This is a genomic window from Anaerovorax odorimutans DSM 5092, assembly GCF_000426305.1.
GTDB lineage: Bacteria > Bacillota > Clostridia > Peptostreptococcales > Anaerovoracaceae > Anaerovorax > Anaerovorax odorimutans.
Map to the genome: position 1 here is coordinate 68,101 of NZ_AUFC01000005.1, position 18,150 is coordinate 86,250.

The 18,150-nt window shown below is 29.4% G+C and carries 15 protein-coding genes and 6 tRNA genes; 1 reads left to right on the forward strand and 20 read right to left on the reverse strand.

All coding sequences use genetic code 11. The annotated features are described in order from the left end of the window. Nucleotides 1–146: 146 nt before the first annotated feature. The 20 genes from K292_RS0103455 to K292_RS18465 form a co-directional block, all read right to left on the reverse strand. On the reverse strand, nt 147–896 hold the full coding sequence (locus tag K292_RS0103455) for a class I SAM-dependent methyltransferase (RefSeq protein ID WP_027398665.1): 750 nt from the start codon (nt 894–896) through the stop codon (nt 147–149). Nucleotides 897–1,032: 136 nt separating this feature from the next. Beyond that, nucleotides 1,033–3,276, reverse strand: coding sequence for a U32 family peptidase (locus tag K292_RS0103460; protein ID WP_027398666.1), 2,244 nt, complete (start codon nt 3,274–3,276; stop codon nt 1,033–1,035). Nucleotides 3,277–3,443: 167 nt separating this feature from the next. Beyond that, nucleotides 3,444–5,195 (reverse strand): ABC-F family ATP-binding cassette domain-containing protein, encoded by a 1,752-nt coding sequence (locus K292_RS0103470; protein ID WP_027398667.1) that lies wholly within the window; start codon nt 5,193–5,195, stop codon nt 3,444–3,446. Nucleotides 5,196–5,409: 214 nt separating this feature from the next. Further along, a tRNA-Cys gene (locus tag K292_RS0103475) sits at nt 5,410–5,484 on the reverse strand. Nucleotides 5,485–5,522: 38 nt separating this feature from the next. Next, nucleotides 5,523–5,597 (reverse strand) — tRNA-Gln (locus tag K292_RS0103480). Between the two features lie 22 nt (nt 5,598–5,619). Further along, a tRNA-His gene (locus K292_RS0103485) sits at nt 5,620–5,695 on the reverse strand. Between the two features lie 9 nt (nt 5,696–5,704). Beyond that, a tRNA-Asp gene (locus K292_RS0103490) sits at nt 5,705–5,781 on the reverse strand. A gap of 7 nt (nt 5,782–5,788) precedes the next feature. Next, nucleotides 5,789–5,864 (reverse strand) — tRNA-Val (locus K292_RS0103495). A gap of 36 nt (nt 5,865–5,900) precedes the next feature. Beyond that, nucleotides 5,901–5,977 (reverse strand) — tRNA-Met (locus K292_RS0103500). 294 nt (nt 5,978–6,271) lie between these two features. Beyond that, a complete protein-coding gene (locus K292_RS15830) occupies nt 6,272–7,123 on the reverse strand; it encodes a TerC/Alx family metal homeostasis membrane protein (RefSeq protein ID WP_051280247.1) in 852 nt (283 codons plus the stop codon). A gap of 476 nt (nt 7,124–7,599) precedes the next feature. Next, nucleotides 7,600–7,872, reverse strand: coding sequence for a DUF1294 domain-containing protein (locus K292_RS0103510; protein WP_027398668.1), 273 nt, complete (start codon nt 7,870–7,872; stop codon nt 7,600–7,602). A gap of 277 nt (nt 7,873–8,149) precedes the next feature. After that, nucleotides 8,150–10,000 carry a thioredoxin domain-containing protein gene (locus K292_RS15835; protein ID WP_051280249.1) on the reverse strand — a complete coding sequence of 617 codons (1,851 nt, stop codon included), beginning with the start codon at nt 9,998–10,000 and terminating at the stop codon, nt 8,150–8,152. 141 nt (nt 10,001–10,141) lie between these two features. Next, the gene (locus tag K292_RS0103520; protein ID WP_027398669.1) at nt 10,142–10,603 is read right to left on the reverse strand and encodes a pyridoxamine 5'-phosphate oxidase family protein; all 462 of its coding nucleotides are present in this window, start codon (nt 10,601–10,603) and stop codon (nt 10,142–10,144) included. 23 nt (nt 10,604–10,626) lie between these two features. After that, a complete protein-coding gene (locus K292_RS0103525) occupies nt 10,627–11,505 on the reverse strand; it encodes a DMT family transporter (RefSeq protein ID WP_027398670.1) in 879 nt (292 codons plus the stop codon). Between the two features lie 103 nt (nt 11,506–11,608). Then, a complete protein-coding gene (locus K292_RS0103530; protein WP_027398671.1) occupies nt 11,609–13,549 on the reverse strand; it encodes a [Fe-Fe] hydrogenase large subunit C-terminal domain-containing protein in 1,941 nt (646 codons plus the stop codon). 452 nt (nt 13,550–14,001) lie between these two features. After that, nucleotides 14,002–15,585, reverse strand: a complete 1,584-nt coding sequence (locus K292_RS15840) for a family 10 glycosylhydrolase (RefSeq protein ID WP_051280251.1) — start codon at nt 15,583–15,585, stop codon at nt 14,002–14,004. Nucleotides 15,586–15,650: 65 nt separating this feature from the next. After that, entirely contained in the window at nt 15,651–16,178 is a 528-nt protein-coding gene (locus K292_RS0103540) for a cysteine hydrolase family protein (RefSeq protein ID WP_027398672.1), read from the reverse strand. A gap of 352 nt (nt 16,179–16,530) precedes the next feature. After that, nucleotides 16,531–16,728: a hypothetical protein gene (locus K292_RS0103545; protein WP_027398673.1), complete on the reverse strand. Its 198-nt coding sequence runs from the start codon at nt 16,726–16,728 to the stop codon at nt 16,531–16,533. A gap of 14 nt (nt 16,729–16,742) precedes the next feature. Beyond that, on the reverse strand, nt 16,743–16,898 hold the full coding sequence (locus K292_RS18460; RefSeq protein WP_156900453.1) for a hypothetical protein: 156 nt from the start codon (nt 16,896–16,898) through the stop codon (nt 16,743–16,745). A 96-nt stretch (nt 16,899–16,994) separates the two neighbouring features. Further along, the gene (locus K292_RS18465) at nt 16,995–17,156 is read right to left on the reverse strand and encodes a CDIF630_02480 family spore surface protein (RefSeq protein ID WP_156900455.1); all 162 of its coding nucleotides are present in this window, start codon (nt 17,154–17,156) and stop codon (nt 16,995–16,997) included. A 221-nt stretch (nt 17,157–17,377) separates the two neighbouring features. Here K292_RS18465 and K292_RS0103560 point away from each other — a divergent pair, with 221 nt between their 5' ends. Continuing rightward, nucleotides 17,378–18,130, forward strand: coding sequence for a LysM peptidoglycan-binding domain-containing protein (locus tag K292_RS0103560; protein ID WP_027398674.1), 753 nt, complete (start codon nt 17,378–17,380; stop codon nt 18,128–18,130). Nucleotides 18,131–18,150: the final 20 nt, after the last annotated feature.

Sequence of the window (18,150 nt, forward strand, 5' to 3'; positions counted from 1 at the left end):
AAACAAAAATCAACTATTTAATATTAAAACGTTGGTCACTTTATCTCTAAAGCATATCTTAACAAAAAAATTCTTTTGATTTTGCAATAGATAAAAATACTATAGCCCAGTACTTCCCATACTAAGCTATAGCTATTTATTGAGATTTAATATTCATTTCTCCCGACAATCATGCAAAAATTCATTTTAACCTTCTTTTTATTTTCTTCATTACCCCAAATTCCTTTTATCTTTTTATAAGCATTAGAATAAAAATCAGTTCCTTCTGCTTCAATACATAATCTTGTTGCCGACCATGATTGCATATATGCAAAAAGTTCATTTATGTCCCATTCAATACTCATCTCAATATCAGGAGAATTTATTTTTTTAAATGGTAAATTTATATTTTCATAATTGTCCCATAAGATTTTATTTTGTGGTGCCCAATATGTCCTAATTTTTTCACGAAATTCAGATTGTATTAATGTATCAATCTCTTTATCGATGTTGAACCATGAATATCCCCAAGCCGCAAATATACCATCTTTTTTAAGAACTCTTTTTACTTCTGACCAAAAAGTATCATAGTTAAACCAATGAAGTGCTTGAGCAACACAAATCAAATCAAAAGAATTATCCTTAAAATTCGTTTTATCTGACGATTGTACATAATATTCTATACCTTCATGTTTTATTGAGTTTGATATTTGATTCTCACTTATATCTGTAGCATAAACTTTATTAAAATATCTAATTAAATCAATTGCGACTTGTCCATTTCCACATGCACAATCCCAAGCTACTCCTCTTTCTTTACAAATTGAATTTAAGTAATTATAAAGTTCTTTTGGATAAGCCGGGCGTGAACTTAAATATAATTTTGAATTTTTATTAAATAATTTACTATATTCCATAATGCTCCCCCTGAACTAATTATCATATTTTAATATGTTTTTAAAATATAATTTAAAATAGCTTCTAACCTATTAAAATCAATAGATTTAGAGTTTTAGTTTTGGAGGCAACATCCAGATTGGAACTGGAATTACCCTACAAAATCTCTTTATTAAAATGTCCTCTTGTGTCTGTTTCCTGATTAAAGACAGCTTTATCCATCCCGCCATTTAATTTGCTGAAGGCTTTATTAATGGTTTTCACAACCTCCTCTTTAGATTCAACTGTAAAGTTCAATCTAAAGGCCTCGATTCCTTTTATGCAAGACATCTCGTCTAAAAGATTAAGCGTCTTCCCATTAAGGATAGTCGTTGTACAATCATCATGACAAATTATAGGGAATGTTCCGTGCTCATCTTTTAACTCATAGCTTGACCTTTTACAAATACTGCATTGATTCATTTTCTTCAACGGGCAGTATTTTGTAAACATCAAAGGAGCCTTACCATATACAATCATTTCTAGTGCGGGATAGCCGTCATTTTCTTCATAATAGGCATTTATTAAATCTTCAATTTGTCTCTTATTCAATTCATAAGATAAAGTTACTCGTTTCGCACCTAATCTATATAATTCATAACAACTAGCAGAATTAACAACATTTAGAGAATAGTCCGTAACAAAAGGATTAGTTTTTCTGTAGTGATAAATTCCACCATATCCTCCGATTAGTAGCTGCCCTTCTTTTTCCTTATAATCGTTCTGGTTTCTTCTAACAACGTTTTCAAAATAGATTTCTTTAATTCCACAGCTCACGCAAGCATCATACTGTTCTTTAGTCATTACAGAGGCCGTAAGGTATGGTTTTTCAGGGGCAAAGCTTATTTTTTCTTTTTCTTTCAAAGCCTTGGTTCTTTTCTTTTGGCTGTTAAGCTTTAAGTCATATAAGCCGCATACAATATCTCTTCTTGCTGCATTTAAAAGTTTAGCTGGAATAAATGCACCCAATTCCTCAAAATCCACATGATCAAGTTCGAATATAGTATCATTTAATCTTGAAAATTGTTTTATTACCTTCTCTTTTGTCGTTGGATTATTAATTGCTTTTTCTACTATTTCCTCGCTTTCATATAAATAATTAAAGCCTAAGCCTGAACCATCTATGATAAGCTTTGAATCTGGATATGCATACACTCTAATATCTAGTTTAAAACGCATAAATTCTTTTTCCAGTGATGATTCTAACTCTTTGTAATAGAAATAATCCTTAGTTATATATACTAAATCACCCTTAGAAATCTTTTCTTTGATTTTAATATAGCAGACATCATCTGCTTTATTGATTAAATTGCCATCTTTATCGTACAGTTTTACAACAGTTAAATTAACATCTTCATTATTATGACTTATTCTGATTATATCATTTTGATTTAAAGTACGTGTAAGTGTTATTTCATACATGTCTTTAACAATCTTGGTAATTCTACCAATTTCATAACCAAAATTATTAGGTCTTAAAATGTTTGTAATATCTTTCTTATCTTCATGAAACAAATATCCTTTAGTAAATGTTCTATTGAATGTTTTGTTCAGATTTTCTTTATCTTCTTCGGTTATTTTATTATCTAAGGCCATGCGATATTTTGATACAACATTAGCAACATACGCAGGCTCTTTCATTCTACCTTCTATTTTTAAAGAATCAATTTCTTTTAGATCATTAATATAATCGATTGTGTTTAAGTCCTTAGTAGATAGAATATAGTTTTTCCCTAAAGATGTATCTGTTGTCTTATCAATTAGTTCATACTCCTTACGACATGAGCCAACACATCTTCCTCGATTTCCGCTTCGGTAGCCTATAAGACCCGACATCAGACAGTTTCCAGAATAAGATACACATAAAGCACCGTGAACAAAAATTTCTATAGGTATTTTAGCTATTCTTTTTATCTCTTTTACTTTTTCAATGGGAACCTCACGGGCCATAACAACTCTTTTAGCACCAAGTTCTTTAAATAATAAAGTTCCATCTAAATCGTCTATTCCCATTTGAGTTGAACAATGTACTTCCATATCAAAAAAGTTTTTAACTACGTAATCAAAAGCAGCCAGATCCTGAACGATAATCCCATCAACACCGATTTCATTTAATTCGTGCATCTGCGCTTTCATCTCTAAAACTTCATTCTCGAAAACGATGGTATTCATTGTTACATAGATTTTAACATTCCTCAAGTGTGCATACTGGACAGCTTCTTTTAATAATTCTAAATCAAAATTAGATGAGTATGCACGTGCACCAAATTTTTGCATTCCTAAGTATATTGCATCACAACCATTAGAAATTGCAGCTTTTAAAGCTTGCATATTCCCTGCTGGAGCTAATAATTCAGTCATCTCTTCCTCCATACTACTCGCTACCTAGTACAGCGTATATAAAAGTAACTAGGTATAATACTTTTTCTGTATCTCCATATGCAGCCTCCCAAAAGCCTCGTTTTAGCTCTGCTACGACTGCGTTTTTGAAAACCACATCTAAAAATTCATCCTGCATTTCTTACCAGTTATTTATTATGCGGTGTACTAACGCTAAGCGCTTCTAACTGGTTGCAAAGTTTTTCTACAGTTATCAGCTCATTGTTTTTAAAGGCTAATGTAATATTGGCTTCTAATTCTTGCTTTTTCTTGTCTATTTCTAAATACTTCTGATCGAAATATTTATCATATACCATTTTACGAAAAGAACGAGAACGCATACGTCTAATTGTATTGTCTTCTACAAGTAAAACGTAATCCGCACAATTAGCTACAAGATAGAAATCGTGGCTTACCATGAGTACAGTTCCTTTATATTCGGACATGGCTTCTTCCAGAGCCATTTGTGCGTAAATATCTAAATGGCTAGTCGGTTCATCAAGAATAAGAAGTTCTGCATTTGTATTTGCAATCATCGCAATTTGGAGTAAATTTTTTTCTCCACCAGATAACTGACCTACCTTCTGCTTTAAGGTATCACCTTCCAGACAATATTTTCCAAGATACTCACGGATACTTTCCCTTGTCTCAAAACCTAAGTCTTCCATAACCTCATATACCGTTTTTGTTTCATCTATATTCTCGCCCTGAAGCTGAGATAAACATGCATAGATTGTATTCTCATCAATATGAATGGAAGGATGGTTATTCCTTAAGATATCACGGATTAAAGTAGTTTTTCCTGTACCATTTGCACCAACGATGGCTACTTTTTCCCCAGCTAATAATTCAAAATTGATATTTTTAAGTAAACTTTCATCAAATGAAACATTATAATCTGCAATGCTTAAAACAGTATGCTCTGTTAAAGCTTCTATTGCCGGAAGTTCAATCTTTGGCTCACGAAGCTCAATAAAAGGCTCCTTAATTTGTCTTGTACGTAAACGGTCAAGTTGTGTTTGCTTTGCATTTACAGCACTTCCAATAACAGGATTGACAAGTAGCGTAGCTCTTGTGCGCAGAATATCAACCATTTTCTCAGTGCGCTCAATTTCTTCCTGCTCTTCCATACTCTGCAGTTTAAGTCTTAATTTTTCCTTTAGCTGGGAACAACGATATTCTGTATAGTTACCATCATATTCTTGAATATCGCCGTTCTCTAAATGTAAAATCTTATTAAAACAATGATTTAATAGATATCTGTTATGCGTAATAACTAATAATGTGCCATTATAACCATTAATCAACTGACACAGTCTATTTAAGTTTCCAAAATCAAGAAATACATCAGGTTCGTCCAAAACAAGAAGATTTTGAGATAATAACATTTCTCTCATAACCTGAAGTAATTTATACTCTCCACCACTAAGCTTCGATAGCTTTGTTTCTTCTAATTCACGCATGCCGGCTACATATAGCTGTTTACGGATATTGTTTGCATAATTATCTCCGTCCATGGCCTCAAAGGCATCTAAAAGAGCCTGATATTTCTCAAATAATGGCTCAACATCTTCAGCCACTGCCATTTCTTCACACACAGCAACTGTCGCTTGTTGATTTTCCACGAATCTCTCACTTAGATATTCAAAAACAGTACATTCCTGCTCTTTATCTCTCACAACAAATTGGCTGGCATAACCAATACGGCAACTTGCATCTTTGATTATCTTTCCATCGTACAAATACTTATCCGGATGAATAATCATATCAACAAGAGTTGATTTTCCGGCGCCATTACTTCCAATAAAAGCGCAATGCTGCCCCATTTTCAATGTAAACGAAATCTCTTTATATAAATCTTTTGCAGGAAAACCATAGGAAAGTTTTTCTACTTGAATCATTTTTGTTATCCTCTTTCTAAAAAATTTTCAATGTTTTCTACCCCAGATTAGTATAACAATTCACACTGCAAAGCACAAGAAAAGTTGCCAAAACAATGACATCTGATTTAGGATAGTCTTTTTTTGATATTCCGTCATATCGCTTTCAGCGATATTTCCTACATAATAAAAAACTCTAAACCCATCAAATTTAATGTGTTTAGAGTTTCAACTTTGGAGGCGACACCCAGATTTGAACTGGGGAATAAAGGTTTTGCAGACCTCTGCCTTACCACTTGGCTATGTCGCCGAATCGTGCATTAATATAATATGCACTTAATATAAAATTGGCTAGGGTAGAAGGATTCGAACCTTCGCATGATGGAATCAGAATCCATTGCCTTACCGCTTGGCTATACCCCAATGTTTGTTTAATAAAATTTAGTGGGGTGGATAGTGGGATTTGAACCCACGCATACAGGAGCCACAACCCTGTGTCTTAACCACTTGACGATACCCACCACATACATTGGCGATCCGGATCGGGTTCGAACCGACGACCTCCAGCGTGACAGGCTGGCATTCTAACCAACTGAACTACCGGACCGCAAAATTGGTGGGCGCAATAGGGCTCGAACCTATGACCCCCTGCTTGTAAGGCAGGTGCTCTCCCAGCTGAGCTATGCGCCCAAATTTGCTGTATATAAGTGCTTTTAAATATTAAAATGGTAGCGGCGAGTGGAGTCGAACCACCGACCTTCCGGGTATGAACCGGACGCTCTAGCCAACTAAGCTACACCGCCATACCTTACTGCGCTTTCTTTTGTTTGACACGCTGTAATAAAAATAATACCAGTTTCCCTTATGTATGTCAATAGATTTTTTTAATTTTTTTATAAAAATTCTTCTTATTATTGCAAGTATCAACAAATTCTCTAATAGAGTAATATAATTGTTATACATCTTTAAATTTAATATTATATTAATGCCATTAAAAAGGATAAAAATTTCAAAATACAGGCTTTTTTATAAGAATAAATCAATAGCCTTATAAATGCATTTTATCCTTTATAGCTAATATTATTCAAGAATAATATCTATTTTACTCCTCTTTTTACAGTATTGCTACTTCTATTTGATAATAATACAGAAATAATAATACTCAAAATCAAAATACCTACAATAAATCCAATTGATGTTAATATTGGAATATGTATATTAAAATATAAAATTCCCAATTTTATTCCTGTAAACGTTAATATGATGGCAACACCATATTTTACATATTGAAAACGTTCTTGTAAATGATCAAGGACAAAATAAAGCTGCCTTAATCCTAAAATAGCAAAAATATTTGAGGTATAAATAATAAATAAATTTGTTGAAACAGAAAATGCAGCCGGAACAGAGTCTATGGCAAATAAAATATCTGAGAACTCAATAAGCACTAATACTGCAAATAAAGGTGTTGCATATAAAATTTTGCCTCTTTTTACAAAAAATTTTTCCCCTACAAAATCTGGAGTTATTGGAATAATTTTGCCTAAATACTTTATAACTTTACTATTATTCGGAATTCCCTCTTCTTCTTTAGATTTAAACATTTTAATTCCGCTAATTATTAAAATAATACCGAATAAATATAATACCCATTCAAAATGAGTTACAATTTTAACTCCTAGAAGAATAAAAATAAATCTTAGCACTACTGCTCCTGCTATCCCATAAGCAAGAACTCTGTGCCTTGCATGTTCGGCAATACCGAAGCAAGTAAAAATTGTTACAAATAAAAATAAATTATCTATACTTAAGCTGAGTTCAATGAGATATCCTCCAAGAAATTGAAGTGCTTTTTCAGAACCCATAAATGCCAGTATTCCCAAATTAAAAAGTATGGCTAAGCACATCCAAAATAGTACCCACTTCATAGATTTAATGACTTTTTTCAAAAAAACAACCTCCTTAATAATATCTTTAGTTCTTATTATGTACTAATTAAATTTTCTTTAGCATAAGTTTTAATAAATTAATTTTAAAATAACTTAAAAACTTAAATAAACCAATAATAAAAATACTCTTTAATTTTTTTCTCCTTTAAGATAATTTTTAAAATATAATCCGAAAAATTTGTATAATACAAAAATAAAAACCTTAATGCCTGCTTTATTACAAACATCAAGGTCTCGCTTCTAGTCTAAATTTAGAATCATATAATAAGTGCAAATTTAAATTTTTTCACATTTTAATTGCTGGTATATTCTTATTTGTTAATATACCTTTTTATATTCCATCCATCGCAGTGTAATATTTTCTGCATATTAAAAACCAGCTGATTCTGCCACCTCTAAGCTACTACCCTTATTAGTAAAAACAGTTTATCATATTTAAATACTGTGAGCAAGCCTTCATTTCTAATAAAATAATACTATAATATAAAATTAATAAGATAAACTAATATACAAAAATTTAAAACAACCGCCGTCGGTAATAAAATTTTAAATTTGATCTTCTTTGTCTTATGTCTGAATACTAAAGAACCTATAAAAGCACCTGCTCCTCCCATAAAAAAAGCTGATAATAACAAGGTCTTTTCACTTATCCTCCATTTATTATGTATTGACTTATATTTATCTAGTCCCATTAATAAAAAAACAATTAAATTCCATATTATTAAAATTACTGCAAGTTTTAAATTCATTTATTACAATTATCCTTAATATTTTTCTCTTTATACTTCGTATAATAACATAATAACATAAAAAAAATATAAATTGCCAAATAAAAATTTATATTTTCGTAAATGTACAGTTTAATATAACTAAATTTTATAAACTTTTATATGATCATTTTGTACTAAGTTCATATATCTTTACTACTATTCTTTTTGCATAAAAGTTCAATTTAAAAATTAAGGAGAGCCTTTAATCTTAAAAACCCTCCACATATAATAGTTTTTTCACAAAGAAATATATTTATTATGAGCAAACGCCATTTTCACACAGAAAACCCTCTGTATAATAGTCCATCATAAGTGCCATCATGGCAAAAGTGTAGCCTTCCGGGTATTGTTTGATGTTTTTTTCTAAAAAGATAAGTTGTTTTTTACACAAATCATCAATACTTTGCATACTGGTTATTTTTTTTAATTTTACTAATACATATCCTGCAACTGAATTGCCCGATGGTATTGCACCATCATAGATTGCTTTTGGTCTATAGATTAAACTTTCCGAATCATTAGCAGTAAGATAAAAACCTCCTGATTCTTCATCCCAAAATAAATTTTTCATGACCTTGATATAAAACATAGCCTTATCTAAATATTTAATGTCAAAAGTTACTTCATAAAGTGTAAGCAGCGACCAAATATAAAACGCATAATCATCTAATGTACCTTCTCCAGCAGAGTCATTGTCTCTGTATCTTACATAAATTTTACCATTTTCTTTATTTATAAGTTTTTGGCTTATAAATTCCTCACATCTTACTGCCGCATCAAGATATTTTTTATTTTCTAATGCTCCATATGCTTTAGCAAAAGCAATCAACATAAGAGCATTCCAAGAAGTAAGTATTTTATCATCTTTATGCAGGCTCGTTCTCTTTAATCTATAATCATAAACTTTTTTACAAAGTTGATCTATTTTTTTATCATAGTTTTCGTTTTCATTTGAGAAAAGAGGATTGTTTATTAAATTAGGAATACTACCATCTTCAAAATTAGGTTTTTCATTAATCCCAAAATATGCGTTAAAAGCTTTTCCATCCAATTTACCTAATAATTGAGTTATTTCATCTGAAGTAAAAACATAATATTTTCCCTCTATACCTTCGCTGTCAGCATCTTGCGCAGAATAAAAACCTCCCTCTTCACTTATCATTTCTCTAAGAACATAATCTAAAGTTTTTTCTGCTATAATTTTATAAAGTTCCTTCTTTGTAATTTGATAAGCTTCTAAATATGTTATAGAAAGCAACGCATTATCATATATCATTTTTTCAAAGTGAGGAACAAGCCATTTATCATCAGTCGAATAGCGAGAGAATCCAAATCCAACATGATCAAAAATTCCTCCCATATACATATGTTTTAAAGTTGACAAAGTCATATTAAGAGCTTGTTCATCTTTTTCATATTTATAATACCTAAGCAGAAACATTAAACTATGAGGTATAGGGAATTTGGGACTATTTCCAAATCCTCCATTTATTTTATCGTACTTACTTGTGAAACCTTCTTTTGCCTGAATAAATAATTGTCTTATATTATCATTTTGATATATTCCCTTATTATCAGAAGCTTCTTCTCCACCTTTTTTTTGTAACGTTTTAACAATTTTATCTGCTGTATCAATAACCTGTGCTCTGTTTTCTTTCCAATTTTTAGTCATTGTATTTAATATTTCTGTTATTCCAGGCATATTATATACCCTTGTTTTAGGAAAATAAGTGCCTGCAAAAAACGGTTTTTGATCATATGTCATAATTATTGTCAAAGGCCATCCACCCTGCCCTGTCAACCCTTGACAAACTGTCATATATACGGAATCTATATCTGCTCTTTCTTCTTTATCTACCTTTATTGAAACATAATCTCTATTTAAGATTTCTGAAACTTCTTCGTCTTCAAATGATTCATGCTCCATAACATGACACCAATGACATGTGGAATAACCTATTGATAAAAAAATAAGCTTATCCTCTGCTTTTGCCTTACTAAAAGCTTCTTCACCCCATGGATACCAATTAACAGGATTATGCGCATGTTGAAGTAAATAAGGACTCTTTTCATTTATCAAATTATTAGTATATTTATATTCAGTCATGGTATATTTCCTTTCTTATAAACTGTATAAATAAAATTACAATTTAATATTATTTTTAACAAAATTGAAAATTTTTATTAATAAAAATTTTATTAATACATGATATACTGAATATCTCATAATTTTATAAATCAAGTTTAATTATTTTTGAGCCTTTCCTGTTATATGTTCAATAGCGATCTTCACTACAGAAGTATTATCCCATTCAATATTCATATATTTTATCCCATTTTCCATATATTCTTTTGAATATTTTTCTAATAAAGCAATTAATGCTTCCTTTTTTTCTTCTTGATCATTTACTAATTGCGCTTGGCCAAAAATAATTGCACTTCTAAATAAAGTATCAAACTTATCAGGTAAGATTTTTACACTATCCACCACACAAAATGAAACTGAAGGATTGAATTTTATGTTATCAATCCTATGACCTATATTTGCACCATGTACATATATACAGCCATTCAGGTATACATAATTTAGAGGAATGCCATAAGCATAATTATCTGAACCTGTGGTAGAAAAAACACCGTATTCTCCTTTTAATAAAACTTCCTTTGTTTCCAATTCACTTATTGGACTGTTTCTTAACTCTCTAAACATTTTGACCCTCCTTAATTTTTCCGTTATTGAATCTTCTCACTTATAACAACATATAAAATGCCAGCTACTATTAAAATACTTCCTATAATAAAATTCAAGCTTAATACTTCACCTAAAATAAGAACACCTAAAAATGCTGAGGTAAGTGGTTGTAAAGGATAAAACAGAGAACATGTAGCTGCATCTATTAACTCTAAAGCTTTATTCCAAGAGAGCATACCACCTGCTGTACATACAATTCCTATATAAAAGATCCACACTATAACTGTTGGTTTAATGTCACTTATTATAACTGGGGAATGTATCAATTCAATAATTGATGCAGGTAACGAAAAAATCAATCCAACAATCATTCCATAAATGGTAACTGTAATAGAATCATATTTTTGACAAGAAAACCTTACAATTACAGATGATAATGACCATGCAATCATAGAAACAAAAGAAAAGAATACTCCTAAAGATGTATTGCCATATCCTAAATTTCCGATTATTACTACTGTTCCTATTAAAGTTATTCCAACTGCAAAAGTCTTACGTATTGTAATCTTTTCATGTAAGATGGGAATCGCCAGTAAAATTATCATAGCAGGATTCATTGAATTAATCAAAGAAGCCATAGATGCATTACAATAGTGTGTTCCTAATAATTGAAACGCTATAGCAAGAAAATACCCTGCAAATCCAATTAATAAAATATATTTATAATCTTTCTTTTCTATTTTTGACTTCTCATATTTGCGATAAAATATAAGTAGTACAAAAATTCCAATAGCATACCTTAAAAAAAGTAAAGTAAAACTAGGAATTATTTCCAAAACATATTTACCTGCAACATAAAAACTTCCCCAAGAGATTAAAGCTATAACTAAATATATATATGCTTTTTTTCTTAATTCCATAATAGTTTCCTTTCTAATATATAAATAATCTAAAAAAGAGATTAATGTAAAACTAACTTATTAAGTTAATATGACAATAATCTCTTATGTTAAGTACTAATCTTTAATTGTTATTATTTAATAATTCATTTGTTTCAATAATCATATTTGATACTTTATCAGAAAGATTACTGATTTCTCCTATATTAAGAGCTATTGAGCTTCCCTTGCCATTAACTATAAGAACATTTTCCTTTACTTTATTAATAATATTAAGAAGCTGTGATACCATATCTTCTATTGTTGATATGATGCTGGTTATTTTTTCAAGAGCATTTTTTACCTGAATACTGGAATCTTCTGCGTAATCAACTGCATTCTTAGAATTTGATGAAAGATTTCGTACTTCCTCTGCAACCGCTGCGAATCCTTTACCTAAGGTCCCTGCATGAGCAGCTTCAATAGAAGCATTGAGTGCCAAAAGGTTAGTCTGGAAAGCAATACTGGAAATATCGTCTCGCATTTTACTATAGCTTTCAATGCAATCTTTAATGTCTTTTAATGCCACATTAATATTTACTGAGAAATCATTTAATTGAACGATATCCTGTGATAATTGCATCATATCATTAGTATTTGTTTCATTAATAACATCAATATTTTCAACATCTTCTTTAACCGCATGAATATTTGATGTTAATGATTCAACTATCTCTTGCAGTTTTTCCGTTATTTGCTGAACTTCTACTGTCATTTGCAAAACATTATTTGTTTTTTCTTCCGCAATCTTTCTTGATTTATATAAACAGTTTTCCGGTACATTTATATTAACCGCAATGGCATGAGCCATTTCATAACAACTGCTGTATCCGCAAGCATGACAATCTATGGTTTTGTCTTTATCTGTATATTTATCTAATTTTTTGAAAGCCTCTTCTATTTGTCTATCAGATAAGTTTTGTAGATTAACCATCTCTTGCTTTGAGTAATCTCGAATAAAATCTTCTAATTCCAATTCTTTATTAAACAATTCAAATTGCTTGTCTTTCCCAAAGTGTTTATTTTTCTTTCTTAATTTCTTCGTTTCATTTTCAGCAGAATGCATAATATTATACATTGTAAAAAGATCACATTCTTCTCCCAGTGCTGGGCCGGATATACATCCATATTCACAACTTAGAACATCAAAAACAGAAGGTAATGAACTTTTACTACAATTCATATAATCATCCAATTGCTTGTACACTTTATCCGGGCCCTCTGAATTAATAACTTTTAAATGCGGCATATGTGTCTCTATACACGATTTTAAGCCACCCGGTCTTGGATATATAGACCCGTCTAATGCATCTTTATTATCGAACAAATTATCCTCATCATATTTAAATGAAGAAAGATTAATATTCTGTTTTTCAAATAATTCTTTTAATGCTTTAAAAGTTACATTGTAATCTACCAAATCAGTCTTTTCAAACTCGTCTTTTTTAGCAATACAAGGAGATAAAGCCGCAATCTTCCCATTTATGTTTAAATATTTTTTTATATAAATTGCAGAGCATAACATAGGACTATGTACTGGCGAAAGATATTCTTTTAACTTAGGCTTATATTTTAATATATAATTTGTTATTGCTGCACATGGCTGAGAAATTAAATGTATATCCTCATTTTTTTTAATTAGTTCTAAATGACCCCATGTACAAATATCCGCTCCAAATGAAACATCAATAATTGTTTTAACACCTATAGATCTAAGCCAACTAATTACATTTTTCCATTGATTTTTAAAAGCTACTTTAATTGCCGGTGCTACAATTACAGTAATTTTTTCACCTTGTTTCAGATTTTGTAAAAACATCTGTGTATCATCTTTATAAGTTCTTGCACCATGGCTACTACAAGCCTTTATACATTCTCCACATTTAATACAATTAACATCATCAATTTCAATTATAAGCTTACCTTGATCATTAAATTTTGCAACATTTGCTACGTGTGTTGGACAAACTCTTACACAAGAATTACAACCAATACATTTTTCTGCATCAATTACTATCGTACTCATTTTGCTGTTCTCCTCATAATTGGAATTAAAAATATAATAATATATAAAATATAATTTATTATCTTTTATAAACTTCCAATTTTCTGCTTATTTTAAACTGTTTAAATAATATTAAATTACTTTGAAAAATCATTAATTTTTACATATTTATAAGTAAAAAATCTTCTGGCTAATTATACCATGCGTAGATTAAAAATGTAAATATTTATGCTAATTAGATTATTTTTAATTATTCAAAAATGATTGCAATTTATTTGCTAATATAAAAATTATATTAAACTAAATACAGCTTCTACCTATTATTCAGTTATTTGTATTGTACCAATGAAGAAACACGAATTATATTTGCAAGCATCATAAAAAACTGCCAATAGGTTACACCCACTGACAGAAAAGATTTATTTTTTTATTGTACTTGACTAGAGATAGTTCTTTTTCTATATATTTATTTTTTAGTTACTCTTTAAAATTGAAGTCAAATTATTCACCTCATTTTGTGTCGTATCATGATTAAAATAATCATATCTGAAAAAGGCAAACCCTGACACCTCATTAGTATTTCGTGCTGCAATCACCTGCCTTTTTATAATGTCATTATATCTAAGCCATTCAGAAACACTATTACCATCCCAAATGTCACTCCCTGCATTGGCCATATTTAAACCTATGTATAAAGAAACATTACCTTTTTTCTTTAGATTAACCCAAGTATTCAAATTATTTTCATATGCATAAGCTGCTGGATTTCCGGAATAATCTTTTCTTTCAAAGCCCCAATATAATTGAGGCATGATATAATCTACATATCCATCATTAGACATCCATGTATTTATATCAACAAAATGACTATTATCACTTAATAAATTATTTACATATCCGGCCGGACTGATTCCAAAAATAACATCAGGTTTTTGTGATTTAATTTCTTTATATACTGCTTTAACAAGTTCATTTACATTATTTCTTCTCCACTCCGTTATACTGCTTGTACTACTGCAGAGTTGATATTCACCTTTATCAAAACATTTATTTACATCATTATCATCCAATGATGGATAGAAATAATCATCAAAATGTATTCCATCCACATCATAATTTTTTACTATTTCAGAAACACCATTAACAACTAATTCCCTGACTTGTGAAATTGATGGATTATAATAATAATATCCATTATGTAATAATACCCATCTATCATTATACGTTACATTATCAGTCAGCCATATTTTGGCCGGATTATCATCTGAAACTTCATTCCAATCCATACTGTATCCTGTAACTCTATATGGATTAATCCATGCATGGAATTCTAAATTTCTTTCATGCGCTGCATCAATCATATATTTAAGTGGGTCATATCCAGGATTTAAACCTTGCTTCCCGGATGCAAATTTTGACCAAGGATAATAATCAGAAGGATACATAGCATCACTGTCAGGTCTTACTTGCACTATAACTGAATTCATTCCAAGCTCAACACATCTGTTAAACATTTTATCTATACTAGATTTAAAGTCTGACTCACTTTTAGGTAGTTCTGCAAACTCTAAATAAGAAATCCACATAGCTCTTAATTCATCACTTTTTTCAACAACACTATCTGATCCATCCCTGTTTATTATCACCGTTTTAGTTAATTGATTCCATCCTACCCCGGCACCAAAAGATTCTAATACAATACGAATAGGCAAATATGTTCTGCCATCTTTAATTAAAGCTACTGTATCATTTTCCATCTTGGTACCATTTTTTAAAATATATTTTTCTCCTATTGGTACTTCCACTTTAACATCATCTTTTTCTACAATAGCTATTCTGCTTTCCTCATCCCATGTTACTTTTGCCCCAAATTTTTCCATAACACCTCGAAGTGGAACTAAAGTTCTATCATTAGAATCAATAAAAGGTACACTATCGGAATCCAAAATAATATTTTCTCCATCAAGATTTATATTAATTTCACTTTCTGAATATGCATTAGTAGTCATTAAGCAACATAAAATCAACATAAATGCTAAGCCTATTAATTTTTTCATATGTAAGATTATTCCTTTCTGTTATTTTTGTTTTATGTTTTATAAAGATAATCTCTTAAAAGAGATTATCTGTTAATTATTTTCATTTTTAAATTTTCCATTAAATCAAAAGCTTTTTGTTCCATAGACTGATTATTGCTTGCAACGCATAATGCATCTATTATAATTTCCGTTTCTGGCAGCGCTGATTTAACAAGGATGGCATTTGAAATAACACAAACATCTGTTGTGACCCCTACTAGTTCTACACTATCATAATCTTTACCTAACAAAAATTTTGCCATATCTATTGATCCAAATGTAAATTTACTGAATTCTAAAGTTTCATTATTTTTAAGTTGTTCTACTTTGCCATATATATCCCATCCCGAATTATCATTTTCATAATTTTTTATTTTTAATTTTCTATCTTCATCATTATAATCATGATTATGATAATGTGTATCAAGAGTAAAAATAACATCATAATTTTTATCTTGATATGATTTAACTTTATTATATATATTATTTTCAATTTTTGACGCTTTAGGAAAACCTAAAGAACCCGTTACGAAATCATTTTGATAGTCTACGACTATTAATAATTTTTCCAAAATTTAAACCTCCTTATTATAAAATAATAAAAACCCAAAATCACAAGATTATAAGAAATTTACAGTATATTTCAGCAAATATGCCAAATTTTAATAAAAAAGTTTTTAATTTTACTAATTATACCATTTTCTTTTGTTTTTTCAATGAATCTTTTATATAAATAATATAAATTTAATATAAATATTTCGTAAAAAGTTTACCTTAGAATTTAAATTTATAATTTAATTAGCTCATTTTAATTATGTTTATAGCTCAATATAATTATTTACTTAAAAAATTCTAGTTCTAGCGGCGATTTCCTGCTTACAAAAATAGTAACAGGAAATTCCCTGTCACTATTTTCTAACATACTTATTCCGTTTTATTATTTTCTAAATCCCATTCTGTCTTATACCATCTCAAGTCATCATGCCCTATAGCTTCATTGATTTGCTTTGTAACGTTTCCATCATTTTTTAGTTTTACAATGTTATCAGTGTCCGCATTGCCGCTTTCTTTTTCAAGCCTATCTGCTTTTTTAGACATCTCATATTTTTCTTTACGATTCATTAATAATCACCTGCCTAATCTACAATTTGGTTCCCCAATTTTCTTAAATCTTCAGAATTTAAAACCTTTTTATTATTTATTGAATTTATATTATTACTTCTTTTATAACTTCTATTCGATAAATCATTTCTATAATTTCTATTAAACTCACTATTCAATCTGTTTCTCATAAAACCACCTCCTGATATTACTTTTTCCATATGAAAACACTTTATACTATATATCAAAAGGCATATTATACATGTTTTTAAATTATATTAATTATTTTACATTTCTTTAAAGTCTACCCATTCCTTTGCTTCAATAATGCTATCTTCAAAAGCAATTGGTAAATTTGCTTCTCCTTCATTATAATCAATTTCTTCTAATGGAAATGTTGTAAAATTAGGTACTTTTTCATCAAAATTATTAACTATTTTATTTTTCATAAAATCACCTCCAAAATTTATATGTTTTTATTATTTGAAATATAAATGAAGAATATGTATAAGTTATTCGAAAAAAGATTTTTTACTCATTAACAATTTCTTTTTTAATATTTTCAATAATTTTTTTATTGTTGAAAAGAAAAAAATTGTTTATTGTAGCAGTTCTTTTGTAATTTCATATACTAAATTGAATAATTAAAATACATAGAGGAGGTGTTAAAATGCAACAATATGTTATACAACCTAATGATACATTATTTTTATTAGCTAAAAAATTTAAAATACCTTTAGTTCAGTTGATAAATGCAAATCCACAAATAAAAAATCCAAATATGCTTTACATTGGCCAAATTATACAAATTCCAGATTTATTACCAGTTCCTGAACAATTAGATAAAATTGATAGTCTGGCTAAAGAAATAATGGATAATGTCTATTTAAACGATTGGAGTATTGCAAGAGATAATTTAAAATTATTGATAGTTAATTTTAATGAAGTATTGCCTATTCTTCAGCAAGTATGGGTACCCGATCAGCTAATTAATAAAATGAAGCAAGCTATTATTTACTTAGATGAAAATATTAAACAAAAAGATGTAAAATTATCTATTATTCAAGCAAACAGAATTACTAATTACGTCACCGAAATGCTTGACTATTTTAACGTATTAGTCCCTACCGAAGTAAAAAAATTAGGTAATATAGCTAGACAGATTATAATTAATGTGGAAAATAACGATTGGATTTCTGCAAAGAACAATTATTTAAGAGCTGTGAAAATTTGGGATAAATTAAAACTAGAAATAAATGAAAAATACGCAGCAGATATAGTCGAATTTGATAGAATTTTAAATAGTCTAGGTGAAGCTGTTAATTCAAAAAATTACCAAATGGCCATAGAAAATGCTCTTACTATGGATGACAAAGTAGATATATTGGAATTGAATTTTAGAGAACAAAACACAGAAATGTAAAAATAAAAGGGTTTCATAAA